Origin of the sequence: Streptomyces sp. RPA4-2 (assembly GCF_012273515.2) — a bacterium.
GTDB classification, from domain to species: Bacteria; Actinomycetota; Actinomycetes; order Streptomycetales; family Streptomycetaceae; genus Streptomyces; species Streptomyces kaempferi.
On sequence record NZ_CP050975.2, the window covers coordinates 7,260,691 to 7,284,711 of the forward strand.

21 protein-coding genes are annotated in these 24,021 nt (G+C 73.2%); 14 read left to right on the forward strand and 7 right to left on the reverse strand.

Going from position 1 to position 24,021, the window contains the following annotated elements; genetic code table 11:
- Nucleotides 1–103: 103 nt before the first annotated feature.
- Entirely contained in the window at nt 104–340 is a 237-nt protein-coding gene (locus HEP85_RS31705) for a DUF6158 family protein (protein ID WP_168530938.1), read from the forward strand.
- Nucleotides 341–904: 564 nt separating this feature from the next.
- The gene (locus HEP85_RS31710; protein ID WP_168530939.1) at nt 905–1,699 is read left to right on the forward strand and encodes an RNA polymerase sigma factor SigF; all 795 of its coding nucleotides are present in this window, start codon (nt 905–907) and stop codon (nt 1,697–1,699) included.
- A gap of 108 nt (nt 1,700–1,807) precedes the next feature.
- Here the strand turns inward: HEP85_RS31710 and HEP85_RS31715 are convergent, their stop codons facing one another.
- Entirely contained in the window at nt 1,808–2,929 is a 1,122-nt protein-coding gene (locus tag HEP85_RS31715; RefSeq protein ID WP_168530940.1) for a PAS domain-containing protein, read from the reverse strand.
- Between the two features lie 108 nt (nt 2,930–3,037).
- Between HEP85_RS31715 and HEP85_RS31720 the strand changes: the two genes are divergently transcribed.
- The 4 genes from HEP85_RS31720 (at nt 3,038) to HEP85_RS31735 (ending at nt 8,088) form a co-directional block, all read left to right on the forward strand.
- Nucleotides 3,038–3,769, forward strand: coding sequence for an ANTAR domain-containing response regulator (locus HEP85_RS31720; RefSeq protein WP_168530941.1), 732 nt, complete (start codon nt 3,038–3,040; stop codon nt 3,767–3,769).
- Nucleotides 3,770–5,459: 1,690 nt separating this feature from the next.
- On the forward strand, nt 5,460–5,591 hold the full coding sequence (locus HEP85_RS31725; protein WP_282189866.1) for a hypothetical protein: 132 nt from the start codon (nt 5,460–5,462) through the stop codon (nt 5,589–5,591).
- Nucleotides 5,592–5,743: 152 nt separating this feature from the next.
- Nucleotides 5,744–6,991: an aminotransferase class I/II-fold pyridoxal phosphate-dependent enzyme gene (locus tag HEP85_RS31730; protein WP_369658143.1), complete on the forward strand. Its 1,248-nt coding sequence runs from the start codon at nt 5,744–5,746 to the stop codon at nt 6,989–6,991.
- A complete protein-coding gene (locus HEP85_RS31735) occupies nt 6,988–8,088 on the forward strand; it encodes an MBL fold metallo-hydrolase (RefSeq protein WP_168530942.1) in 1,101 nt (366 codons plus the stop codon). Before HEP85_RS31730 ends, HEP85_RS31735 begins: the two co-directional genes overlap by 4 nt.
- A 113-nt stretch (nt 8,089–8,201) precedes the next feature.
- On the opposite strand, the gene HEP85_RS31740 is transcribed toward HEP85_RS31735, so the two are convergent.
- Nucleotides 8,202–8,876, reverse strand: coding sequence for a DedA family protein (locus tag HEP85_RS31740; RefSeq protein WP_168534209.1), 675 nt, complete (start codon nt 8,874–8,876; stop codon nt 8,202–8,204).
- 65 nt (nt 8,877–8,941) lie between these two features.
- On the reverse strand, nt 8,942–9,715 hold the full coding sequence (locus HEP85_RS31745; protein ID WP_168530943.1) for an MBL fold metallo-hydrolase: 774 nt from the start codon (nt 9,713–9,715) through the stop codon (nt 8,942–8,944).
- Nucleotides 9,716–9,799: 84 nt separating this feature from the next.
- Here HEP85_RS31745 and HEP85_RS31750 point away from each other — a divergent pair, with 84 nt between their 5' ends.
- The 6 genes from HEP85_RS31750 to dnaK all read left to right on the forward strand — a co-directional run bounded on the left by HEP85_RS31750 (nt 9,800) and on the right by dnaK (nt 17,927).
- A complete protein-coding gene (locus HEP85_RS31750; protein ID WP_168530944.1) occupies nt 9,800–10,234 on the forward strand; it encodes a hypothetical protein in 435 nt (144 codons plus the stop codon).
- Nucleotides 10,235–10,356: 122 nt separating this feature from the next.
- Nucleotides 10,357–12,420 (forward strand): phage holin family protein, encoded by a 2,064-nt coding sequence (locus HEP85_RS31755; RefSeq protein ID WP_168530945.1) that lies wholly within the window; start codon nt 10,357–10,359, stop codon nt 12,418–12,420.
- 97 nt (nt 12,421–12,517) lie between these two features.
- Nucleotides 12,518–13,579: an ATP-binding protein gene (locus HEP85_RS31760; protein WP_168530946.1), complete on the forward strand. Its 1,062-nt coding sequence runs from the start codon at nt 12,518–12,520 to the stop codon at nt 13,577–13,579.
- Nucleotides 13,576–15,378: a hypothetical protein gene (locus tag HEP85_RS31765; RefSeq protein ID WP_329291515.1), complete on the forward strand. Its 1,803-nt coding sequence runs from the start codon at nt 13,576–13,578 to the stop codon at nt 15,376–15,378. Before HEP85_RS31760 ends, HEP85_RS31765 begins: the two co-directional genes overlap by 4 nt.
- A 94-nt stretch (nt 15,379–15,472) precedes the next feature.
- A complete protein-coding gene (locus HEP85_RS31770) occupies nt 15,473–15,898 on the forward strand; it encodes an OsmC family protein (RefSeq protein WP_153287810.1) in 426 nt (141 codons plus the stop codon).
- 145 nt (nt 15,899–16,043) lie between these two features.
- The gene (gene dnaK, locus HEP85_RS31775; protein ID WP_168530947.1) at nt 16,044–17,927 is read left to right on the forward strand and encodes a molecular chaperone DnaK; all 1,884 of its coding nucleotides are present in this window, start codon (nt 16,044–16,046) and stop codon (nt 17,925–17,927) included.
- Between the two features lie 56 nt (nt 17,928–17,983).
- Here the strand turns inward: dnaK and HEP85_RS31780 are convergent, their stop codons facing one another.
- The 4 genes from HEP85_RS31780 to HEP85_RS31795 all read right to left on the reverse strand — a co-directional run bounded on the left by HEP85_RS31780 (nt 17,984) and on the right by HEP85_RS31795 (nt 22,133).
- Nucleotides 17,984–18,850 (reverse strand): helix-turn-helix transcriptional regulator, encoded by an 867-nt coding sequence (locus HEP85_RS31780; RefSeq protein WP_168530948.1) that lies wholly within the window; start codon nt 18,848–18,850, stop codon nt 17,984–17,986.
- 111 nt (nt 18,851–18,961) lie between these two features.
- Nucleotides 18,962–19,801, reverse strand: coding sequence for a helix-turn-helix domain-containing protein (locus tag HEP85_RS31785; RefSeq protein ID WP_168530949.1), 840 nt, complete (start codon nt 19,799–19,801; stop codon nt 18,962–18,964).
- A 258-nt stretch (nt 19,802–20,059) separates the two neighbouring features.
- Nucleotides 20,060–20,965, reverse strand: coding sequence for an NADP-dependent oxidoreductase (locus HEP85_RS31790; RefSeq protein ID WP_168530950.1), 906 nt, complete (start codon nt 20,963–20,965; stop codon nt 20,060–20,062).
- 97 nt (nt 20,966–21,062) lie between these two features.
- Complete coding sequence (locus HEP85_RS31795; RefSeq protein ID WP_168530951.1) at nt 21,063–22,133, reverse strand: alkene reductase; 1,071 nt, start codon at nt 22,131–22,133, stop codon at nt 21,063–21,065.
- A gap of 246 nt (nt 22,134–22,379) precedes the next feature.
- On the opposite strand from HEP85_RS31795, the gene HEP85_RS31800 reads away from it, so the two are divergent.
- Both HEP85_RS31800 and HEP85_RS31805 read left to right on the forward strand, forming a co-directional pair.
- Nucleotides 22,380–22,913 carry a MarR family winged helix-turn-helix transcriptional regulator gene (locus tag HEP85_RS31800; RefSeq protein ID WP_168530952.1) on the forward strand — a complete coding sequence of 178 codons (534 nt, stop codon included), beginning with the start codon at nt 22,380–22,382 and terminating at the stop codon, nt 22,911–22,913.
- A gap of 282 nt (nt 22,914–23,195) precedes the next feature.
- Nucleotides 23,196–24,011: a class I SAM-dependent methyltransferase gene (locus HEP85_RS31805; protein ID WP_168534211.1), complete on the forward strand. Its 816-nt coding sequence runs from the start codon at nt 23,196–23,198 to the stop codon at nt 24,009–24,011.
- Nucleotides 24,012–24,021: the final 10 nt, after the last annotated feature.

Below are 24,021 nucleotides of genomic sequence, written 5' to 3' on the forward strand. Positions count from 1 at the left end.
ATCCATGGTTCCCTCCCGGACGCCGCTCGGGTGCCGCTCGCGGGAGTGTGTGCCCGGCGGGCACCCGGACCGCGCCGCAGGACACGACGAGCGGGGTACCACCATGACCGGAGTCGACCCGGACCGGCTGGACGACCAGCAGCTGATGAGAGAGCTGGAGACGATCCACCGGACCCGCCACGACACGCTGCTCCACGGCTCGAACGACGCGCTGCGGACCCACAACGTGCGCATGGCCCAGTTGGAGGGCGAGTACCTGCGCCGCCACCCGCGCCGCCCGGTGGCCCCGGGCCGGACCCGCGACGGAGCCCGCGACCGGGTCTTCGGCGGAGCCGTCTGAACGCTCCGGACGGCGTCCCCGGCGGGGGCCCGGTCGCTCCCCTCGCACCCGCGACCGGACCCGCGCCGCTCCGGCGCCGTCGCTGACACCGGCGCCGAGTCCGGCCACCCCCTGTGCGGCTCGGCACGGCTGATGCCGGCGAGCGCCGAGCCGGGGAACTCGGACACCGCGACGTCCTCGACAGGGGCCGACACGGCGACGTCCCCGACACCGGCCGGCTCCGCGAGGTCCCCGCGACGGGCCGGCTCCGCGGGCTGACCGCACTTCGCGCACGCATCGGACAGGGCCGTGGACCCTCGCCGGGTTCTCGGCCGCCGGGGATGCGGGTGCCTCAGCAGTACCCCCGGGACCGCGGCCCATGCCCGGCGGACAGGTATCAACCCACGCGGTGCGTAAGGGGTTTGTCCCGACTGCGCAGGGGCAGGCGGAATTTCAGTGCTTCGGACAGGAGGCACGTCCGTGGGAGCCGTCAGGTTCTCGCCACGGGTGTGCCTGTCCGGCGCACCCCGCGCTCCCACGGTGACCGTCCAACCCAAGGCACTTTCAAGGGAGTTGCGACGCACCATGGGAAACCAAGTGAGCGCCAAACGCCACCCGCACGACGACGCCCCCGACACCACAGAGGCGTTCCGCAGGCTTGCCGCGCTCCCCGCGGGGAGCGCGCGCGACGCACTCCGCGAGGAGATCGTCGAGGCCTGGCTGCCCATGGCCGACCGGCTCGCGGGCCGGTTCCGCAACCGTGGCGAGAGCCTGGAGGATCTGCGGCAGGTGGCGGCGCTCGGCCTGGTCAAGGCCGTCGACCGGTACGACCCCGAACTCGGGAACGCCTTCGAGAGCTACGCCGTGCCGACCGTGACCGGTGAGATCAAGCGCCACTTCCGCGACCACATGTGGACCGTCCATGTGCCGCGGCGGGTCCAGGACCTGCGCAACCGTGTGCGGTTCGCCCAGCAGGAACTGTCGGGGACCGTCTCGGGTCACGGGCCCACCGTCGCCGAGATCGCCGCGCACGCCCGGATGAGCGAGGAGGACGTCCGGGCCGGCCTGGAGGCGCTGGAGAGCTTCAGCGCGCTCTCCCTCGACGCCGAGCTCCGGGGCAGTGGCGACGGGTACTCGCTCAGCGACGCCCTCGGCTCGGCCGACCCCGCCCTCGACGTCGTGATCGACCGCGAGGCCGTCAAGCCCCGGCTGCGGGCCCTGCCCGAGCGTGAACGCACCATCCTCTACATGCGGTTCTTCGGCGACATGACCCAGAGCAGCATCGCCGAGCAGCTCGGCATCTCGCAGATGCACGTCTCCCGGCTGATCAGCCGTTGCTGCGCGCGGCTGCGGAACCAGGTCCTGCGCGACGCGGCGTGACCGGTCCACCGGGCGTGGTCCGACCGGACACGGCGGTGGGCAGGCGCGGGTGAAGGCGGTCCGGCACGCGGCCCCCCACGGGTCCGGCAGACGCGTCGTCAAGGTGCGTCACACGCGGTCCATGGCCAGGGCGATGTGGCGGGACATCATGTCCATCGCCTGGGCCTCCGCCATCGAGAAGGCGAGGCGGCCGCCGCCGCGGAACAGCGTCAGGACTCCGCTGGCGGGGCCGGCCCCGCGGACCAGGGGGACGCACAGCAGCGAGGTCACGTTCGCGCGTACGAGGACGGGGGCGCCCGAGGTGTCACGGCCGAAGGCGTCCGGGTCGGCGGCACGCACCTGGAGCGCCGCCGACCCGCCGCGCGCGGCCTCGACGACGAGAGGACACGCGGCGGGATCCTGCCCGGCCACGGCACTCGCTCCCTCGGCGTCCTCGGCGGGAGCGAGCACCGTCGTACGCGACAGCCGCCCGGGACCCGTGTCGGCCACCACCCAGTCCGCGAACCTCCCGTGCAGCACGGCGGCCGCCCGTTCCAGTACCGCGGACGGAGCCCCGGCCGGTCCGCCGAGCAGCGCCGTGGTCATGGCGTCCACCAGGTCCATCAGCGCCGCGTGCCGGGTCGTCCCGGTGAGGTCCGGTACCGGGGCCGGTACCCGTTCGTCCGACGGCACCCGGGACCCCGCGGGCTGCAGCACGACGAGGACGGCGGTGCGCGGCTCGCCGTTGGGGCGCAGGGCGGTCAGCGTCATCCGTACCGGCACCGAGGGATGCTGCTGGAGGTGCACGGTGAGACTGCGGTCGCCCTCCCCGCGCGCCACCGCCGCAGCCTGCGAACGGAACGCGGCGCGGTCGCCGTGCGCGAGGAACCCGGTCAGCGGCCGCCCGGTCGCGTAGCCGGCCCGGACACCGGTGAAGTCGGCCGCCGCGAAGTTCAGCCTGCGGACCACCGTCTCGCGGTCCACCAGCGCGACGGGCACCGGAACCCGTTGGAAGAGGGCCTTGAGAAGCTGCTGCTCCTGGCGGTCGACCGGGGCCACCGCGGCCGGCCCGCCGGAGGACAGCCGCTCGTACCGGGGCCACAACCGGCCCGCCACGTGGTCGAGTTCGAAGATCGCCGCGTCGAGCACCGTCGGCAGGGCGTCGGCCGGTACGGAACGCGCCGCCTTCAGTTCCGAGACGCGGCGCACGAAATCCGCGAGTTCTTCACCGAATTCGTCCGTGTGCGCCATGCGATGAACGTAACCCGAAGGACAGGTTCCGGGTGTGGGCGGGGTGTGTCCGGCCGAGTCGTTTTCCGTGCGGGGGAGCGGGAAAGCGCGGAGAGAGGAGGCGCGAACATGGCGGACACCGGTCAACTCGGCCAACTGGGAACGGAATCAGCGGAGTCGACACTTCCGGGCAGGCGGCTGTCGGAACTGGCCGACCGGGCGGTCCGGTGCACCACCGACTGCTGCGGCGCCAGTTGCGTGGTCTCCGAGGGCGCCCCCGACCGGTCCGCCGCCGTCACCCACCCCGACCTCGCCGGACTCGTATCCGTCCAGCTGCGCTCCGGCGACGGCCCGATCCCCACCGCGCTGGAACGCGGCGAGCCCGTCGACTCGGCGGACCTGCTGCGCGAGGAGCGCTGGCCGGCGTACCGCGCCCTGGCCCTCGACTCGGGGGTGCGCTCCACCGTCACGATCCCCTTCCGGCGCTCCGGGCTGACCGTCACCCTCAGCCTGTACAGCTTCCGGCCGGGCGCCCTGGAGGACGCCCCGCACGGCCCCGCCCGCGCACTCGGCGAGCTCGCCGTGACCTGTCTCGTCCGCGACCGCTCCTACCGTGCCGCGCTGGCCGAGCTCGACCAGCTCGGTGCCGCGCTGCGCACCCGGCCGGTGGTCGACCAGGCGTGCGGCATCGTCATGCACGTACTGGGCTGCGACGCGGACGCGGCCTTCGGGGTGCTGCGCCGCATCTCGCAGGGGAGCCAGCGCAAACTGGCCGACGTGGCCTCGGCCGTCGTGGACAGGCGTGGCCGCGGTCTGGAACGGGAGATGCGCTTCCTCTCGGACCGCTTCCTCCCGGACTGACGGCGCCTCGCCGTTGTCACCCGCTCGGGTGCCGCCGTCCCGCGAATGGTGTCCGGCCGCGCGCGCCCCGGGGCCGGGCGGGCTGTGATGGGCTCGGGGAGCACGACGGCCGTGCCCCTTCAGACGGAGCCGTTCCGAAGGAGCCCAGCCGATGCGCCGTACCGCCCGTGTGCTGTCCGCCACCGCCCTGGCCTGTACCGCGCTGGGCGCGGCCGCCTCGGCCGCGTCCGCGGATCCGGGCGCCCAGGTCGTGCCGCGCTCGGTGAGACCCGGGGAGCTCGTCACCGTCTTCGTCTCCTGTGACGCGACGGGCGGTGCGCCCCCCGAGTTCGTCGACGCCCGCTCCGCCCGCTCCGCCCGCTCCGCCGGCTTCGCGGGGTGGGAGGTCCGGTTGCGCCGGGTGAGCGACGGCGCGGACGAGAAGACCGTCACCTACCGCGGCACGGCCCGCGTTCCGTCCCGTGCTCCGGCGCGCGGGGGTTCCGGCGGCGGCATCGGCGCCGCGAGCCGTGCGGCGGGTCCCGGCGCCTCGCGCGGAGTCGGTGAGCGGGCTGTCGAGGGCGTGTGTCCCGGCGCGCCGGGTGGCCGTGCGAGACCGTGGAAGGCGTCGTACAGCGTGACCCGCGACGCCGTCCCCGATACCGCGCACGGTACTTCTCGCGAGGTTCCGAGTGAGGCCGCCGGCGTTCCCGGGGACACCCCGCGCGAGACGCCGGCTGTTCCTCGGGAGGTCGCGAGCGCGGCCCCGGGCGTCCCCGCGGAAGCCGGCCCCGGTGTGGTCTCGGTTGTTCCTCGGGAGGCCCCGAGTGCGACCCCGGCCGCTCGTCGGGAAGGCGGCCCTGGTGTGGTCTCGGTTGTTCCTGGGGAAGCCGCCCCGGGCGTGGTCTCGGTTGTTCCTCGGGAGGTTCCGAGCGCGGCCCCGGGCGTCCCCGCGGAAGCCGGCCCCGGTGTGGTCTCGGTTGTTCCTCGGGAGGCCCCGAGTGCGACCCCGGCCGCTCGTCGGGAAGCCGCCCCGGGTGTGGTCCCGGTTGTCCCTCGCGAAGTCGGTCCGAGCGCGGTCCCCGTCGCTCCTAGGGAAGCTCCACGCGACGTCCCGGTCACCCCTGGGAGCACTGCCGGTGAGGGTGCCCCCAAGGGGGTTTCTCCGGGGACGGCCCGGGACAGCGTTCCGGTCGTCCCCGGGGCGGCGGGCGCGCCGGCCGCTCCTCGGCAGGCTCCGGGTGACGTCCCGGTCGTTCCCGGGAGCACCGCGGGTGAGGGCCTCCAGGACCCGCTCGCGGGTGTCGCTCCCGACAGCGCCCCGGTCGTTCCCGGGAACCCGGCCCGTGAGGGCGTCCAGGACGTTCCTCCCGGAACGGCACGCGACAGCGCCCCGGTCGCCCCCGAGAACGCGGTCGGCGGGGATGCCCAGGACGTACCCCCGGGTACCGTTCCGGAAAGTGGTCAGGACGTACCTCCGGGTACCGCTCGGGAGGGCGGTCAGGACGTTCCCGCGGATCCCGCTCGTGAAGGCGGTCAGGACGTTCCTGGTGGCGCGGGTCGCGACACCGCCCCCGGCACCGCTCAGTCCGCGCCTCACGACAGCGCCCCGGACCATCAGAAAGGCGCAGGACGCGGCGACACCCCTCAGGGCACCGGTCACGACGGCGCGGACGGCACGGCGGACCGACCCGCGGGCGCCCAGCACGGGGTGGAGGCAGGTGAGGGCGGTGCCTTCACCGAGTCCGTCCCGGCCCTGATCGCCGGAGCCCTTCTCATCGCGGGCGCCCTGGGCGCCGCCGCCCACCGTCTGTGCCGCGAGCGACTGTCCGCCGGCCGCTGACGATGTGACGGGCGCGACCCGGCGGCCGCCCATGGCGGCACCGGAGCGTGGGTACGGAGTCACCGAAGCGGATCACGCACGGCGACGCGGCGGAGCGTACGGCAGGGGCGGCGGAGACAGGGCACGGCATCACGGACTGCGCGGAGGCACGGATGCGGCGGACGGTTCCGGAAGGGCACGGTCCGGTCCGCTACGGCCCGCCGCTCCCCGATCAGGGCCTGCCGGTGCTGCCGGAACTGCGCGCCGTCCTCGCCGCCGCCGCGGACCACACCGAGGCGGAGCCCCCGGGAGGCGGCCCCGACCTCCTCGACGCCGCCCGCGGCTACTGGAACCGGCGTGGTCTGGCCGCCGAACGCGATCGGGTGGCCGCCGCCCCCGGCGCCCCCGCGCTGCTCCTCGCACTGACCGGCGCGCTCGGTGGTGACGTCCTGGTGCCGAGGCCGTGCGCCGCCTGGTGGGCGCCGCAGGTGCGGTTGCTGGGCCGGTCCGTGTTCCATGTGGCGACGCCCGCGGAGTGCGGCGGCCTGCCGGACCCGTACGCGCTCCTGGAGACGGTCCGCAGGGTCCGTGCCGAGGGCGGCGATCCACGGTTGCTCGTCCTCTCCGTCGCCGACGACCCCACGGCCACCGTCGCGCCCCCCGAAGTGGTCCACGAGACCGTCGAGGCCGCCGTGGCCGAGGGGTTGCACGTGGTCAGCGACGAGACCTGGCGCGACACCCTGCACCGGCCGCACGACACCATGCTGCTCAGCCCCGCCGAGATGCTCCCCGAAGAGGTCACCGTCATCGCGGACCTCTCCGGGGCCTTCCTGCCGCAGGGCTGGCCCGCCGCCGTGGCCCGCTTCCCGGTCACCGACGCGGGTGTCCTGCTGCGCGCCCGCGTCCTCGACGTACTCACCGTGCTCGGGGCCCGCGTCGCGCGACCGGTCGCCGTCGCGGCCTCGTACGCGCTCGGCGAGCCGGACGCGGTCACCGAAAGGCTCACGGCGGCCGTACGCCTGCACGCGCGCGTGGCCGACGCCGTGCACCGCGCGGTGACCGGCGCGGGTGCCCTCGCGCGGCCACCCCGGGCCGGCCGGCATCTGTACGTGGATCTCGGCCCGTTGCGCACCGCGCTCACCGCGCACGGCGTCGGCGACGCGCAGGAACTGGAGGACTTCCTCACCGCCCGGCTCGGCATGCCCGCGCCGGGCGGCCACCGCTTCGGGGACGACCTCGGAGCGCTGCGGGTGCGGCTCGGGACGGGACCGCTGTTCGGCGCGAGCGACGAGGAGCGGGCGGAATGCCTCAGTTCACCCTCGCCGTTGGAACTGCCACACGTGCAACGTGCGTTGACCCTCTTGGGGTCGACCTTCGACGATCTCCGCGACGACGCTCAGCGATGGGAGCCTCTTCGATGACGCAGCAGTCCCAGTCGACCACGAGCACCGACACCAGCGCACCGGACACCGAGGAGCCGACGCCCTCCCCGGCTCCGGCGGCGCGTTCCTCGCCCGCCACCCCACCCGTCGTACCGCTCCTTCCCGCCGTTCCGCTCGCCGAGCCCCGACCGCTCGGCGAGCGGCGTGTCTGGCCGAGATCGTTCGTCGACCGGCTGACCGCGCCGCTGCCGGGGCTGCGGGCCTTCGCCCGGTTCGCCCGCGAGGGCGCGCTGCGGCCCCGGCCCGAGGGACTCGCCGACATCCCCTCACTGCCGTTCGAACCCGGACCGCTGCCCCGGGTGGGCGCGCGCGCCGTCGCCGTCTCCTGGGCGGGGCACGCGAGTTGGGTGGTCCACATAGGCGGGCTCACCGTCCTCACCGACCCCGTCTGGTCCCGCCGGATCCTCGGCACCCCGGCCCGGATCACCCCCGTCGGTGTGCCCTGGAGCGCGCTGCCGCACATCGACGCGGTCGTCATCAGCCACAACCACTACGACCATCTGGACGCTCCGACCCTGAGCCGTCTCCCGCGCCACACACCGCTGTTCGTGCCGGCCGGGCTCGGGCGCTGGTTCCGGCGCCGCCGGTTCACCCGTGTCACCGAGCTGGACTGGTGGGAGGGGGCCGAACTCGACGGTGTGCGCTTCGACTTCGTGCCCGCCCACCACTGGTCCAAGCGCGGTCCCACCGACACCTGCCGGACCCTGTGGGGTGGTTGGGTCCTGACGGAGCCCGGGGGACAACGGGTGTACTTCGCGGGGGACACGGGGTACGGCCACTGGTTCGAGCGCATCGGCCGGCGGTATCCGGGCATCGACCTCGCCCTGCTGCCCATCGGTGCGTACGACCCCCGGTGGTGGCTCAGTGATGTGCACTGCGACCCGGAGGAGGCCGTCCGGGCCGCCGTCGATCTCGGCGCCCGCCGGATGGCGCCCATGCACTGGGGGACGTTCGTACTCTCGGCGGAGCCGGTGCTGGAGCCCTTGACCAGGGTGCGGGCGGCCTGGGAGCGGGCCGGACTCGAGCGGGCGGACCTGTGGGATCTACCGGTGGGGAGTTCCCGGGTACTGGGGTGAGGGCACACCGGTGAGAGTGGTGGGGTGAGGGCGGGGGTGATGGTGCCCGCGCGAGGGCGAGAGGCCGGGGGCGGGGACAGGGCCGGGGGCGGGGACGGGGAGGGTACGGGTCGTCAGCGGTTGCCCGGGTCGCCCGCGGGGTTCTCCGTCCCCCTGCCGGGACGTTCGCGCGGCTCGGTCCCGCGCACACGGCGCCACAGGCCGGGCGCCAGGCCGAGAGCCACCGTCAGGACGACCGCCGCCACCACTCCCTCCCAGGGTTCGTCGAAGAGGGATCCGCCCAGAATGCCGATGACCTGGTAGGTGGCCGCCCAGGCCAGACACGCGGGTATGTCGCCGCGAGCGAAGGCGCGCAGCGGCATCTTCGCCAGCAGGCAGGCCAACATGACCGGTATGCGGCCCGCCGGGACCAGCCGGGAGAGCACCAGCACGGTGGCGCCGTGGTCGCTCAGTTTCTCCTGGGCCTGGGCGAGACGGTCCTCGGGGGCGCGGACCCGGATCGCCTCCAGCCAGCGCGAGCCGTTCCTGGATCCCATCCCCCGCCGGCCGAGCCAGTACAGCGCCACGTCACCGAGGAACGCGGCGAGGGAAGCCACCGCGAACACCAGCAGCAGCGCGAACGGCGTCGTCTGGTGGAAGGCCACCACGGCCGCCGAACTCACCAGAGCGCCCGTCGGCACCACCGGCACCAGCGCGCCGATCAGCACCAGCAGGAACAGCGACGGATAACCGATCGCCTGCTGCGTGGTCTCCGGTGTGACGGCCGCGCCCGTGGCGGCCAGGAACACCGTCGCGGCGCTGCTCCTCGCCGACAGGAACAGCGCCGGGGTGGTGCCCGCGGCGGACAGGGATATCACCGCGCGACCGCCGGCCGCACGCTCTGGCCGTGGTCGAGCCGGTGCACCGCCACCTCGGGCGCGGACTCGGCGGCCAGGCGCACGAACTCATCACCCGGCGCATGGAATTCATGGGGGCGCACACCGTCCATGCCGATCGGCCAGTATGTGCCGTAGTGCACCGGCACAGCGCTGCGCGGCATCAGACGGGCCAGCGCCTGCGCCGCCCGCCCCGCGTCCAGATGCCCCTCCCCGAGGAAGGGCCCCCAGCCGCCGACCGGCAACAGCGCCACGTCGACCGGTCCGACCTCCTCGGCCATCGAGTCGAACAGCCCGGTGTCCCCGGCGAAATACGTCCGCGCATCGCCCTCGACCACGAACCCCAGCGCGGGCGAGCGGTGCGGTCCGACCGGCAGCCGTCGTCCGTCGTGCCGCGCCGACACGACACGTACCACCAGGTCACCGACCTCGATCCGGTCCCCGGGCGCCACTTCGGTGAGCCGCAGATGGTCCAGCCTGCGCAGTGCGGGCACCGCGCGCCCCGCCCCCTCGGGGACCAGCACCAGCGTGCCCGGCGCGAGCCGCTGCAGCGAGGGCACGTGCAGATGGTCGGCGTGCAGATGCGAGACCAGCGCCACCTCGGCGGCCGCCGCCTCGGGTGGGGGCGGCGCCCCGCGCCTGCGCCGCAGGTGCGCGAGCCGGCGCGCGAAGAGCGGATCCGTGAGGACGCGTGTACCGGAGTCCTCCAGCGTGCAGGTGGCGTGCCCCCACCAGGTGATCTCCACCGGCACCTCTTTGCCTCCTTCGTGCGACTCCCCCCGAGCCTACGGGCAGGAGTAGGGTCGGCGGCGAAACCCGGAGGTGAGGGGGACGCCATGGGAAACGCGCGCAGTGCCTCCGCCGTGCCGGCCACGGTGCGCGTCACGGCCATCGCGAGCCTGACGCCCCTGGAGGAGCTCGAGGCGGACCCCTTCCTCGTCGACTCCCGCAGCCAGCACGCGATGTGCGCCCGCTGGGCCGCCGAGCGCGGCTACGTCGTCACCCGGGAGCTTCTCGTCCGGGGGCTGCGGCCCGACCACCGCACTCTGTGGACCGACGTCGAGGCGGGCCTCGTCGACCTGTTCGTCGCGCCGAGCCACCGTGTCCTGGAGCGCGCCCTCGCCTCCGTCGACGAGTTCACCGCCGAGTGCGCCCGCCGGGGCGTCCGGATCGAGACGGTGGGCAGCGCGGAGCCCGCGTACGACGCCCAGATGAAGGCCCGGGTCCACCGCCGTCTGTCGATGCCGACCGCGGGGTACGACGGCCGCTGACCGGCGACCGCGACCGCACCGCGATCGTGGAGACGGGCACATCCGGCCGTCTCGGCCCGTTGTGACAGGGTGGGCGCAGGCCTCGCGGACCGGGCGGGCCCGGGACGTGAGGTGGACAGGACGTGGGTGGAGGACGGTGGCGACGGGTCCTCAGCGGGGTCGGGCGGAGCATCGCGGTATGGGCCGTGTCCACGGTCACGATGCTGGTACTGGCCGGCGCGCTGCCCGACTTCCAGCTCCAGTCCGACAACGGGGACAGCGCCACCCGCATCGCCGTCACGGCGGCGGCCGGCGCGGGCGTCTTCGGTCTGCTGTCGTCGCTGGTGTGGCCGCTGCTCGTACGGGCCCTGCTGCTCGTGCCCGCACTGATACTCGGCCTGCTCGTCTTCTTCCTGAACGGGTCGCTGCTGCTGCTCGCCCTGCGCATCAACCCCTCCGGACAGAGTGAGGCCGCGCCGGAGACCGCCGTGGCCGTCGCCGCCGTGATGTCCGCGGTCGCCTCCGCCACGGGGGGCGCTCTCGCCGTCCGGGACGACGACGCCTACCGGCGCAGGCTCTACCGGCTCGCGGCCCGCCGCCGCGACCGGTCCCACGGCCAGGCCGGTCCCCCGACCCCCGGCGTCGTCTTCGTCCAGCTCGACGGCGTGGGACACGACGTGCTCGAGGAGGCGACGGGCAAGGGCCTCATGCCGACCGTCGCGCGGTGGCTCGGCACCACCCACCGGCTCACCCCCTGGCGCACCGACTGGTCGAGCCAGACCGGCGCCAGCCAGCTCGGCATCCTGCACGGCAGCAACCACGACATCCCGGCCTTCAGGTGGTACGAGAAGGAGAGCCACGAGGTCATGGTCTGCAACCGGCCCAGCAGCGCGGCCGAACTCCAGCGCCGGGCCATCGCGTACACCGGCGACGGGGGACTGCTCACCGTCGACGGAGCCAGCCGCGGCAACCTCTTCAGCGGCGGCGCGGACGAGCTGGCCCTCGTGCTCTCCATGGCCGCGCGCAGAGGCCGGGAGAACCGTTCCCGCTCGGGCTACTTCGCCTACTTCTCCGACCCCGCCAACGCCGTCCGCACGGCGATGTCCTTCGTCGCCGAGGTGTTCCGCGAGACCGGCCAGTCCACCCGCGCCCGGTTGCGGAAGCGCCGCCCGCGGGTCGGGCGCGGCGGGCTGTACCCCTTCGTCCGCGCCTTCGCGACCGTCGTCGAGCGGGACGTCGTCGTCGCCGCGGTGATCGGCGACATGCTCGCCGGGCGCAACGCGGTCTACGCGGACCTGGTGGCGTACGACGAGGTGGCGCACCACTCCGGGCCGCGCGGCCGGGACACGGAGAAGGTCCTGGAACGACTCGACCGCTCGCTCGCGCTGATCGAGAAGGTCGCCGAGCACGCCCCCCGGCCCTACCGGATCGTCGTGCTGTCGGACCACGGGCAGAGCCCCGGCGAGACCTTCCTGACCCGCTACGGCCTCAGCCTCGGCAACCTGGTCCGGGCCGGCTGCGGGCTGCCCGTGCCGCGCCGGGCGCGGGGCACGCACAGCGGAGCCGAGGCGCGGGCGGCGGTCCGGGCCGCGCTGCGCCGGCCCGTCGAGGAGAGCGGCGGGCGCCACCGCCCCTCGCGCCACTCCGAACCCGTCGTACTGGCCTCCGGCAACCTCGGCCTCGTCTCCTTCCCGGACGCAGCGCACCGGATGAGCCGCGAGGAGATCGACCGCCGCCACCCCGCGCTGCTGTCCACGCTCGCCAACCACCCAGGCGTCGGCTTCCTGCTGGTGCGCAGCGAGGAGCACGGCGGACTGGTGATCGGCGCGCACGGCGTGGAGGCGCCCGTCGACACGCTCGACGACGCACGCCCGGGACCGCTCGCCGACTTCGGCCCCGGCGCCGCCGACGCCGTACGGCGCACGCACACGTTCCCGCACACCGCCGACATCATGGTCAACTCCTGGTACGACCCCGAGGAGGGCGAGGTGCTCGCCTTCGAGGAGCAGATCGGCTCGCACGGCGGACTCGGCGGCGCCCAGGGACATCCGTTCCTGATGTCGCCGCTCGACCTGTCCGACCCGGTCGACGACGGCGGCGACCTGGTGGGCGCCGAGCGGGTGCACCGCGTCCTGCGCGGCTGGCTGCGCGAGTGCGACGGACCCCAGGTGCCGTTGCCCGCGGGCGAGAGCGAGCGCGCCGCCTGAAAATGGGCTGCGGCGGACGGACCCACGCGCACACACTGGTCGTTCCGGACACCGCGCGACCGCGCGCTCCACTCGAACACCTCCCAGGAGTCCGTGCGTGCACGCAGCCGTCACCGTCACCCCCGCCCGCCTCCCGGAGCTGCTGCTCGGTCTCGCGACCGTGCGGCCCGTCTTCATCTGGGGAGCTCCCGGCATCGGAAAGTCCTCCCTGGTGCGGGAGTTCGCCGAATCGCTGGGACTGGAGTGCGTGAGCCTGCTCGGCACCCAGCTCGCGCCCGAGGACCTCATCGGTGTCCCGCAGATCCGTGACGGACGGTCCGTCTTCTGCCCGCCGGAGGCGATCGCCCGTGACGAGCCCTACTGCCTGTTCCTGGACGAGCTGAACGCGGCGACCCCCGACGTCCAGAAGGCCTTCTACTCGCTGATCCTGGACCGCCGCATCGGCAACTACGAGCTGCCCGCCGGGTCCATCGTCATCGGAGCGGGCAACCGCGCGACCGACAACGCGCTGGCCCGCCCGATCGCCTCCGCGCTCGTCAACCGCCTCGCCCACGTGCACCTGGAGGCCTCGCCGAAGGACTGGCTGGTCTGGGCCGCGGGCAACGGCATCCACCCCTGGGTCCTGGACCACCTCACCGACCGCCCCGACCACCTGTGGTCCAAGCCGCCCAAGACGGAGGAGCCCTTCTCCACGCCCCGTTCCTGGCACATGCTCTCCGACGCGCTCCACTCCTTCGGTCCCGACCTCGACGAGGCCACCCTGGGCGTGATCGCGCACGGCACGCTGACGCCCGCGCACGCGGTCGCCTTCCGCGGCTACGTCAAGATCGTGCGCAGCCGGTTCGGCATCGAGGCCGTCCTCAAGGGCGACGCCGGCTGGCCGCACCGCCCCGAGGACCGCGACCTGCTCTACTACCTCGCCGAGTCCTTCCGCGGACGTCTGGTCAAGGAGCTGCCCGCGAGCAAGGACCACCTCTCGGCGGCCGGACAGCAGACCGCGTTCCGCGCCAAGTCGCTGCTCGTGCAGCTCGCCGAGATCTCGGTGGAGGTGGCGCAGAGCGTCATCTCCCCGGACGCCGACGGCAATCCCGTACTGCCCGCGTGGTTCCTGGTCGAGGCCGCCCGGGACATGCCCCGGCTGGTGGAGGCCCGCCGGTGAGCCGCGCGCGCCGCCGGGACCAGCCCAAGAAGGACCTGGCGGGGGAGGCGTTCGCGGAGGGCATGCGACTGGTCCGGGCCAACCGCGCGCTCGCCGCCATCGGGTTCAGCACCTGCCGCCAGGAGGACTGCGCCGCGTCGCCCCGCGAGGGCCTCGTCCGTGTCGACTCCGACGGCGTCCTGCACGTCCACCCCACCCGCCGCGCCGAACCCGCCGAGTGGGCCTGGGCGGTCGCGCACGGCGTCATCCACCTCGGCTTCGGCCACGTCCCCGCGGCGACGGGCCGGCGCGAGCAGCCCGACCGCCACGACCTCGCCGCCCGCTGCGCCGTGGTCAACCGTTTCCTGCTCGGCTTCCCGGTCGGCAGCACCCCCGAGGACCTGCCGCCGTCGTACCCGGGCGGCGACGAGGAGCAGCTCGCCGCCCGCTGGCGCCGCGACGGGATCCCGGCCGCGTACGACCGCTGCGGTACGGCCGGTGCCGACGCGGACCAGCTGCTGGTGCCCTGGGACACCTGGAAGGGCGGTACCGCGCCGGACTGGCAGCTCGCCTTCGCGCACGCCCTGACGCGCACCGTGGCCACGGCGATGGACGTGGCGGGCGGCCGCCGTTCCTCGATGCGCGGCGGACCCACCCGGCTGCAGCCCTGGGAGCGGGCGCTGAGCTGGTTCGTCTCCTCCTACCCGCTGCTCGGTGGCATCGCGGCCGGCATCACCCTGGTCGCCGACGCCGAACTCGCGCGCGCCCATGACATCTCCGTCGCGGCGGTCGACGCGGAGGCGGGCGAGATCTACATCAACCCGCTGCGCGAACTCGACGACGAGGAATGGCGGTTCGTCCTCGCCCACGAGATGCTGCACGCCGCCCTGCGCCACGGCGACCGGTGCGGCACCCGCGACCCGTACCTCTTCAACGTCGCCTGCGACTACGTCGTCAACGGCTGGCTGTGCGCGATGCAGGTCGGCACGATGCCCGACGGACTGCTGTACGACCCGGAGTTGACGGATCTGTCGGCGGAGGAGGTCTACGACCGGATCGCGACCGACCTGCGCCGGATGCGCCGCCTGTCCACCCTGCGGGGCAAGGGCGCCGGCGACATCCTCGGCGGCCCGATCGGCTCGCCGCGCGACTACGTCGACCTCGACGAGCTGTACCGCCGCGGGCTGGCCCGGGGCCTCGATCTGCACGAGTACCAGGAGCGCGGCTTCCTGCCGGGGGGTCTGGTGGAGGAGATCCGCGCGCTCAGCCACCCGCCGCTGCCCTGGGACGCCCGACTGGCCCGCTGGTTCGACGAGTTCGTACCGCGCCCCGAGCCGGTGCGGACGTACGCGCGTCCGGCACGGCGGCAGGCCTCGACCCCCGACATCCCGCGCGCCGGACGGTACTTCCCGCCCGAGGAGATCGCCCGCTGCACCTTCGGCGTCGTCCTCGACACCTCCGGCTCCATGGACCGCACGCTGCTCGGCAAGGCGCTGGGCGCGATCGCCTCGTACGCCGAGGCCCGTGACGTACCCGCCGCGCGTGTCGTCTTCTGCGACACCGCGCCGCACGACGCGGGCTATCTGCCGGTCACCGAGATCGCGGGCCGCGTCCGGGTGCACGGCCGCGGCGGTACGGTGCTGCAGCCCGGCGTCGACCTGCTGCACCGCGCGGACGACTTCCCGCCCGGCGCACCGGTGCTGGTCATCACGGACGGCTGGTGCGACGTGCTGCGGGTGCGGCGCGAGCACGCGTATCTGATCCCGGACGGCGCGCGGCTCCCGTTCACGGCGCGGGGGCCGGTCTTCCGCGTCCGGTGAGCCGTCATTCTGGGTGAGCGGCGTGCGGGTGTGATCGGATGGTGCATACGGACCCGGAAAACGGGACCCCACCGCCCCATCGAAGGGATTCATCGTGGCAACCACGCGCACCGCGCACACCGTGTGGGAAGGCAACCTGCTCGAGGGCAGCGGCGTCGTCACCTTCGACTCCTCCGGCATCGGCGAGCAGCCGGTGACGTGGGCGTCGCGGGCGCAGGACGCCAACGGAAAGACCAGCCCCGAGGAGCTGATCGCCGCCGCCCACTCCAGCTGCTTCTCCATGGCGCTGTCGCACGCCCTCGCGGGCGCGGGCACCCCGCCCACCAAGCTGATCACCAACGCCGACGTCACGTTCCAGCCCGGTGAGGGCATCACCGGCATCCACCTCACCGTCGAGGGCGCGGTACCGGGCCTCGACAACGACGGCTTCGTGGCCGCGGCCGAGGACGCCAAGAAGAACTGCCCGGTCAGCGCCGCCCTGACGGGGACGACGATCACCCTGACCGCCAAGCTCGCCTGACACCCCGTACGCCACGGTGCCGCGGTCCCTGGGGGGCCGCGGCACCGTTGTGTCCGGACCCGCCGGAGAAGCACGCCCCATTGACAAGATGGCACTCAAGTTTTGTGCTGGAGGCCGGGCAGCACCCCGGCGGAAGGGGACGGACATGGCACGTGCGGTCGGGATCGACCTCGGTACGACGAACTCGGTGGTGGCCGTCCTCGAAGGAGGCGACCCCACCGTCGTCACCAACGCGGAGGGCGCGCGCACCACACCCTCCGTGGTGGCCTTCGCCAAGAACGGCGAGGTGCTCGTCGGGGAGGTCGCCAAACGGCAGGCCGTGACGAACGTGGAGCGCACCGCCCGCTCGGTCAAGCGGTACATGGGCGACGCGGACTGGCGCTTCCCGGAGCAGGGCTCCGTCGACGGCACCCGCTACCGTGCCCAGGAACTGTCGGCGCGCGTGCTGCAGAAGCTGAAGCGGGACGCGGAGGCGTACCTCGGCGAGGACGTCACGGACGCCGTGATCACCGTGCCCGCCCACTTCGACGACGCCCAGCGCCAGGCCACCAAGGAGGCCGGCGAGATCGCGGGTCTGAGGGTCCTGCGGATCATCAACGAGCCGACGGCCGCCGCCCTCGCGTACGGGCTCGACCGGGGCGAGGAACAGACCGTTCTCGTCTTCGACCTGGGCGGGGGCACCTTCGACGTCTCGCTCCTGGAGATCGGCGACGGCGTCATCGAGGTCAAGGCCACCAACGGCGACACCCGGCTCGGCGGGGACGACTGGGACCAGCGGATCGTCGAACACCTCGCCCAGCGCTTCAAGGGCTCCCACGGCATCGATCTGGGCCGCGACAAGATGGCGCTGCAACGCCTGCGCGAGGGCGCCGAGAAGGCCAAGATCGAGCTCTCCAGCTCCTCCGAGACCACCGTCAACCTGCCCTACATCACCGCATCGGCCGAGGGTCCCCTGCATCTGGAGGAGAAACTGACGCGCGCTCAGTTCCAGGAGCTGACCGCCGATCTGCTCGACCGTTGCAAGACGCCCTTCCACCGGGCGGTCAAGGACGCGGGCGTGCGGCTCGCCGCGATCGACCACGTCATCCTGGTCGGGGGCTCGACCCGGATGCCCGCGGTGACGGACCTGGTCCGCGAACTCACCGGCAAGGACCCGCACAAGGGCGTCAACCCGGACGAGGTGGTGGCGCTCGGAGCGGCTCTCCAGGCGGGCGTCATCCGGGGGGACGTCAGGGACGTCCTGCTCCTCGACGTCACCCCGCTCTCGCTCGGCATCGAGACCAAGGGCGGCATCATGACCAGGCTGATCGAGCGCAACACCACGATCCCGACGCGGCGTTCGGAGATCTTCACGACGGCGGCCGACAACCAGCCGTCGGTCGGCATCCAGGTCTACCAGGGCGAGCGGGAGATCGCCACGTACAACAAGAAGCTCGGTGTCTTCGACCTGACCGGGCTGCCGCCCTCGCCGCGCGGGGTCCCGCAGATCGAGGTCGCCTTCGACATCGACGCCAACGGGATCATGCACGTCTCCGCGAAGGACCTGGCCACCGGACGCGAGCAGAAGATGACGGTCACCGGCGGCTCCGCACTGCCCAAGGACGCCATCGACCGGATGATGCGCGAGGCCGAGCAGTACGCCGACGAGGACCGTACGCGCCGCGAGGCCGCCGAGACCCGCAACCAGGCCGAGCAACTCGTCTACCAGACCGAGAAGTTCCTCCGCGAGAACGACGAGCGCATACCGCCCGGCACCAGGCCGGAGGTCGAGTCCGCGATCGCCGACCTCAAGCGACTCCTGGTGGACTCCGCCGACGACACGACCGCCCTGCGGGCCGGCGTCGAGAACCTGGCCTCCGTGAGCCAGCGGATGGGCCAGGCGATGTACGCGCAGGCCGCGCAGACCCCTCGGGACGAGGCGGCCGACGAGCACGCCCCGACCGACGAGCACGCTCCGGCCGAGGAGGACGGCGTGGTGGACGCCGAGATCGTGGACGATGACAGGGAGGCGAGGGGCGGCGCGGCCTAGGCGCATCGCAGGGGGAGTCGCTGGAGCAGGGGAACGGGGCCGCGGGCGGGGCTCCGTCAGTAGGAGTCCCGCAGTTCCCGCAGGATCTCCTTCGTGCGGGGGACGGAGGCGGCCTGGGCGGACATGTGGTCCAGGACCTCCAGATGCGTGGCCACCTCGCGCCGCGAGTCGAGGTAGACGGCGCCGGTCAGGTACTCGCTGTAGACCATGTCCGGCAGTTCCGGCTCCGCGAAGCGGAACAGCGCGAAGGACGTATAGGTCCCCGGATGCGGCCCGCTCGCGTACTCGGCGACCTGGAGGGTGATGTCATCGCTCTCCAACTCCCGCAGCAGCCGGTCGATCTGGTTGCGCATCACCTCACCGCGGATGCTCACGGGCCGCCGCAGCGCCGTCTCGTCCATGATCACCCAGAGGCGGGGCCGGTTCTCCCGCCCCAGCAGCAGCTGTTGCCGCGTCATGCGCAGCGTGACATGCCGCTCGATGGCCTCCGGACCCGTCTGCCCGACCGTCCCGGCCTCCAGCACGGCCCGCGCGTACTCCTCGGTCTGCAGCAGTCCGGGCACGAAGTGCGGCTCGTACGAGCGGATCATCCGGGCGGCGCCCTCCAGGCTGACATGCATGCTGAACCAGTCCGGCAGCACGTCGTGGAACCGCTGCCACCACCCCGGCCGGTTCGCCTCCTCGGCCAGCGCGACGAAAGCGGTGACCTCCGCGTCGGCCACCCCGTACGTCGTCAGCAGCACCTGAAGGTAAGGGATCTTGAGGGCGACCTCGGCCATCTCCATGCGGCGCACGGTCGCCGGAGCCACGCGCAGAACGCGCGCGGCCTCCTCGCGCCGCAGACCGGTGGCCTCCCGCAACTCCTGCAGCCGCCGCCCGAGCACCACTTGCCCCACGGTGGGCGCAGCCCGCCGCTCACTCACGCCACGCCCTCCCCACGCGCCGAAACCCCCCGAGCAGTGTGTCATGCGGCCCCGGGACGTTCATGGGGTCGAGCAGGACGGGACCGACTCAAACGGATGGTTGACGATTCGTCAAGACGTGAGTGACTGGAGGTACTTGAGTGTGGCGGGGTCGGCGGGCAGGAACGTCTCGATGGCCAGTTCGGCGACCGTCACGTCCATCGGGGTGTTGAAGGTGGAGATGGACGACATGAACGACAGGATCCGTCCGTCGTGCTCGATCCGCATCGGCAGCGCGAAGTACGGAACAGGCTCGGCGGCCTCCGCGTCGGCCGGCTCCGGATCCACGTACGGAACCGGGTACGCGGCCACCTCCTCGTACAGCGCGCGCAGTGGCTCGGAGCGGCGCAATGCGATCCGACGCTCCATCTGCGCGAGCAGGTGATCACGCCATTCCCGCAGGTTGCGGATGCGCGGAGCCAGGCCCTGGGGGTGCAGGGTGAGCCGCATCGCGTTCAGCGGCGGCGTGAGCAGCGACTCGGGGACACCGTCGAGGAACATGGCGACGCCCCGGTTCGCGGCGAGCACGGTGTACGTGGCGTCGACCACCAGCGCCGGGTAGGGCTCGTAACCCTGGATCAGCCGCTCCATGCCCTGACGCACCGCCTCCATCGCCGGGGCGTCCAGGGGGGTCTCCGGGTAGTGCGGGGCGTGCCCGGCGGCCAGCAGCAGCGCGTTGCGTTCGCGTACCGGCACGTCGAGGTGTTCGGCCAGCCGCAGCACCATCTCCTCGCTCGGACGGGAGCGTCCCGTCTCGATGAAGCTGATGTGCCGGGCGGAGGAGTCGGCCCGCAGCGCCAGCTCCAGTTGACTGACCCGACGCTGTTCCCGCCAGCCGCGCAGCAGCGGGCCGACTCCCGCGCCGGCCGGGGGGATCGGTGGCGTGCTGGATCCGGAGGTGACCATGGGCATACGCCGACGGTAGTCGAGGAGTGGGCGTGCGCGACATCTTGAACCGGGGTCCGCCCCGGGAGACCGAAGCCGTTTTCCTCGTCGCCGCCCTCGCCGCCCGACCCATCCCGTGCCTGGGGGCTGCCGCCCCCAGGACGCCCGCTTCGGCCTGAACTGCCCCGTCCTCAAACGCCGGACGGGCCGAGGGACAGAACCGCCTCGTCGCCTCGCCGCCTCGCCGCCTCGTCGGCTTCGGCGGCGAGGCGGCGGCACGGAGGGTCAGGGAAGGAGAACGACCTTGCCCTTGTTGCGGCGGGCCTCGATGTCCCGGTGGGCGGTGGCGGCCTGGTCGAGGGGGTACGTACGCCACACGGGGAGGTCGAGTTCGCCGGCCGCGGCCAGCTGAACCAGCTGCGGCAGGGAGTCGTCGGCCTGGTCGACGCTGCCGGCGCTGAAGCGGACACCGTGCTCGGCGGCGGACATGTCGGCGATGGTGATCACGCGCGCGCTGTCGCCGGCCAGGGCGACGGAGTCGGCGAGCACGCCGGCCCCGGAGGCGTCGAAGACGAGGTCGACCCCCTGGGGGGCCGCGGCCTTCACGCGCTCCGCCCAGCCGTCGCCGTAGCGGACCGCGGTGGCGCCCTGCGCGGTGAGGCGCTCGACGTCGTGCTCGCCGACGGTCCCGACGACGGTGATGCCGCGGGCGACGGCCAGTTGCACCGCGATGGTGCCCACACTGCCCGCGGCGCCGTGGACGAGCAGGGTCTGCCCGGCCCGCGCACCCAGCTGCCGCAGGACACGGGACGCGGTCTCGCCGACCGTGACCAGCGAGGCGGCGACCTCCCACGACAGGGACCGGGGCCTGCCCACCGGCCGCACCAGCAGGGCGTACTCGGCGTAGCCGCCGCCGACGGTGAAACCGAGGACCTCGTCCCCCACGGCCGCGTCGGCTCCCTCGCCGACGGCGTCGACGACACCGGCCGCGTCCAGGCCGGGGATCACGGGGAAGCGCGCAGGGGCGGCCTGCGCCATCAGACCGGACCGGTGCTTGAGGTCGAAGGGGTTCACGGAGGCGGCCCGCACCCGGATCCGGACCTGGCCCGGCGCGGGCTCCGGCGGGGTGACCTCCGACGGCCGCAGCACCTCGGCCGCGCCGAACTCGGAGAAAGTGATTGCCTTGGACATCGAGAACTCCCAGATAGGGGTGAGAAGGAAGGGAACGGAAGAGGGGCGACCGCACACGCGGTGACTCACCGCGCGGCCGCCTCGGGGCAGTCGGCGCTCAGGCGGTGAGGGTGGGGTAATCGGTGTAGCCGCGGTGGTCGCCGCCGTAGAAGGTGGCCTGGTCGGGGTCGTTGAAGGGGCCGCCGGAGGCGAGGCGCCGGGGCAGGTCGGGGTTGGCCAGGAACAGCGCGCCGTAGGCCACCATGTCCGCGCTTCCGTCCTCGATCAGACCCAGCGCGTCGGGGCCGGTGACGTCAGGATGGGTGAACGGGTTGAGGACGAACGTGCCGGGCCAGACCTTGCGCAGCCGCGGGGTCAGGTCGCGGTTCGGCCCCTCCATCAGGTGCAGGTAGGCCAGGTCCAGGCCGGCGAGCCGGTCCAGCAGGGCGAGGTAGACCTCGTCCGGGTTGTCCTCGGCGATGTCGTTGAACCGGTTCCCGGGCGAGATCCGCAGGCCCACCCGGTCGCCGCCGATCGCCTCGGCCACGGCGGTGACGACCTCGACGGCGAAGCGGATCCGGCCCTCGGTGGTGGCGCCCCACTCGTCGGTGCGGTGGTTGGTGTTGGGCGCGAGGAACTGGTGGATCAGGTAGCCGTTGGCACCGTGCAGCTCCACGCCGTCGAACCCGGCCTCGACCGCGTTGCGGGCGGCGTCGGTGAAGTCCGCGACGGTCCGCCGGATCTCCGCCCCGCTCAGCTCCTTCGGCGTCACGAACTCCTTCGGCCCCTCGTGGGTGTAGACCCGCCCCTCGGCGGCCACCGCCGACGGCCCCACCGGCACCAGCCCGTCGGGCAGCAGGCTCGGGTGCCCGATCCGGCCGGTGTGCATCAGCTGCGCGAAGATCGCACCGCCCTCGCGGTGCACGGCGTCGGTCACCGTCCGCCATGCCCGCACCTGCCCGGGCGTGTGCAGACCGGCGGTGTCGGGGTAGCCCTGGCCGAGCGGTGAGGGCTGGATGCCCTCCGTGACGATCAGCCCGGCGGTGGCGCGCTGCGCGTAGTACGTCGCCATCAGCTCGGTCGCCTCGGCGCTGGGACCGTAGGCGCGGCTGCGGGTCATCGGCGCCATCACGAGGCGGTTCGCCAGGCGCTTGCCGCCCAGAGCGATCGGATCGAAAGCAGTGGTCATGGGTTTCTTCCTCCGGTGGGTGATGCTCCGCGGCCGGACGCTCACGAGCCCGCACCAGCAGATGCCTGTCTGGACAAGTAAATCACCTGTCCGAACAGGTAATGCCCCCGAATCCATTCCCGCTTCGACGTGTGAAGCACGCAACACGGGACGAACTGTCCGTATACATCCCGATAGTGGTCAGGTATCTCCAGTTAACGCATGGGAGATAGGCTTATGCTGCCCAAACAGGAAAGTGAGGTTCCGATGACGCAGTCCACGCCGGAAGCCGGGGAGGGCCTCGCGGAGGCGGGGCAGGGGGTCACCGTTCCGGTACCGGCCGCGGCCGGCAGCGGGCCGGTCAGTCACGCGATCTTCCGTCTGGCCCGCCTGCACCGCATGTTCGCGGGGCAGCTACTGCGCCGGATCGGCCTGCATCCGGGCCAGGAGCTGGTGATGATGCACCTGTGGGAGCTCGGCCCCCAGAGGCAGGCCGACCTGGTGCGGCTGATGGACTCCGACGCCGCCACGATGACCCGCACCGTGCGGCGCCTGGAGCAGGCCGGCTTCGTCCGCCGCAGCCCCTCGCCCACCGACAGGCGCGCCTCGCTCATCGAACCCACGGCGGCCAGCCATGCCCTGCGCCGTGAGGTCGAGCAGGTCTGGAGTCATCTGGAGGACCTCTCCACGGCGGGCCTCTCCGCCGAGGAGCGAACCGCTGCCCTGCACACCCTCGAACGCCTGGAACAGAACCTCGTCCGGGCCGCCGCCGATCCTGACGGGGCGTGCGGGGGGAATTAGCACGTCGACGACCGCATCGCGGCACAAGGGCTGTGGGCAAGGGAGATTGACTGACGCCCTTGGTTCCCTTCACGAGTCCCAGCTCTGGCCCACTTCGTGTGGTCGCGTACGCGGGGTGACTGTTGATCTCCGCCTCATGGTGGGTTCACTGGTCGTAGGCGGTCGGTGCGCGGATGACCGGCCGGCCGCGCATGAACCCGGCTCCCCTCATCAGGCCCCTGGGAACCGGTCATCTAGGCTGGCGCGGTGGCTGATGAGCAGGAGCGGGTGCGGCCGTCGGGAGTGTGGGCGACGGCGGTGGGGGTCGCCAGGGTGCGGGCGCTGGAGTCCGAGCGGGAGAACGCGCTGTTCCGCGACCCACTGGCACGGGCCTTCGCCACCGCCGGCGGCCTGTGGCCCTCGTCGCCGCCGCTGCCCGATGACGAGACCGCGCGACGCCGTCGGCTGGCCGTGGCGTTCTCCATCGTCATCAGGACGAAGTTCCTCGACGACCTGTTGCAGCAGGCCTCCGCGTCCGGGGTCCGGCAGGTCGTGCTGCTCGGCGCCGGCATGGACAGCCGGGCCTTCCGGATGGACTGGCCCGAGGGCACCCGGCTGTTCGAGGTCGACACCGCCGCGCCACAGGACTTCAAGGCTTCTGTGCTGCGCCAGGAGCGGGCTGTCGCCCGCTGCGAGCGGATCACCGTCGCGGTGGATCTGCGTGAGGACTGGCCAGGCGCGCTGGCCGCCGCGGGGCACGACCCGGCCGTGCCGACCGTGTGGATCGCCGAAGGACTGCTGATCTATCTGCCCGAGGACGCGGTGGAGCTGCTGCTGGCCCGGATCGGCGCGCAGTCGGCGGCAGGCAGTCGGATGGGGCTGACGTTGGGCTCGCGCGGCGTGATCGAGCGCTTCGGCGCGGACGCCGCGCCGGGATCGGCGGCGTCCCTGTGGATCTCGGAGATGCCCGACGACCCGGTGGACTGGCTGGCCGGGCACGGCTGGGATGCCGACAGCCACACCCTGCGCGAGCGCGCCGCCGCCTACGGCCGCCCGATCAGCACTCCGCCGCAGCGCGAGGAGCGGCCCGGCGGACTGATCTCGGCGGTCCGCCGGTAGAGCGCCTAGG

Bases quoted from the DNA above. Each gene is read 5' to 3' on its own strand.
- HEP85_RS31705 (WP_168530938.1), top strand. From the start codon at position 104: ATGACCGGAGTCGACCCGGACCGGCTGGACGACCAGCAGCTGATGAGA.
- HEP85_RS31710 (WP_168530939.1), top strand. From the start codon at position 905: ATGGGAAACCAAGTGAGCGCCAAACGCCACCCGCACGACGACGCCCCC.
- HEP85_RS31715 (WP_168530940.1), bottom strand. From the start codon at position 2,929: ATGGCGCACACGGACGAATTCGGTGAAGAACTCGCGGATTTCGTGCGC.
- HEP85_RS31720 (WP_168530941.1), top strand. From the start codon at position 3,038: ATGGCGGACACCGGTCAACTCGGCCAACTGGGAACGGAATCAGCGGAG.
- HEP85_RS31730 (WP_369658143.1), top strand. From the start codon at position 5,744: ATGCGGCGGACGGTTCCGGAAGGGCACGGTCCGGTCCGCTACGGCCCG.
- HEP85_RS31735 (WP_168530942.1), top strand. From the start codon at position 6,988: ATGACGCAGCAGTCCCAGTCGACCACGAGCACCGACACCAGCGCACCG.
- HEP85_RS31750 (WP_168530944.1), top strand. From the start codon at position 9,800: ATGGGAAACGCGCGCAGTGCCTCCGCCGTGCCGGCCACGGTGCGCGTC.
- dnaK (WP_168530947.1), top strand. From the start codon at position 16,044: ATGGCACGTGCGGTCGGGATCGACCTCGGTACGACGAACTCGGTGGTG.
- HEP85_RS31785 (WP_168530949.1), bottom strand. From the start codon at position 19,801: ATGCCCATGGTCACCTCCGGATCCAGCACGCCACCGATCCCCCCGGCC.
- HEP85_RS31790 (WP_168530950.1), bottom strand. From the start codon at position 20,965: ATGTCCAAGGCAATCACTTTCTCCGAGTTCGGCGCGGCCGAGGTGCTG.
- HEP85_RS31795 (WP_168530951.1), bottom strand. From the start codon at position 22,133: ATGACCACTGCTTTCGATCCGATCGCTCTGGGCGGCAAGCGCCTGGCG.
- HEP85_RS31800 (WP_168530952.1), top strand. From the start codon at position 22,380: ATGACGCAGTCCACGCCGGAAGCCGGGGAGGGCCTCGCGGAGGCGGGG.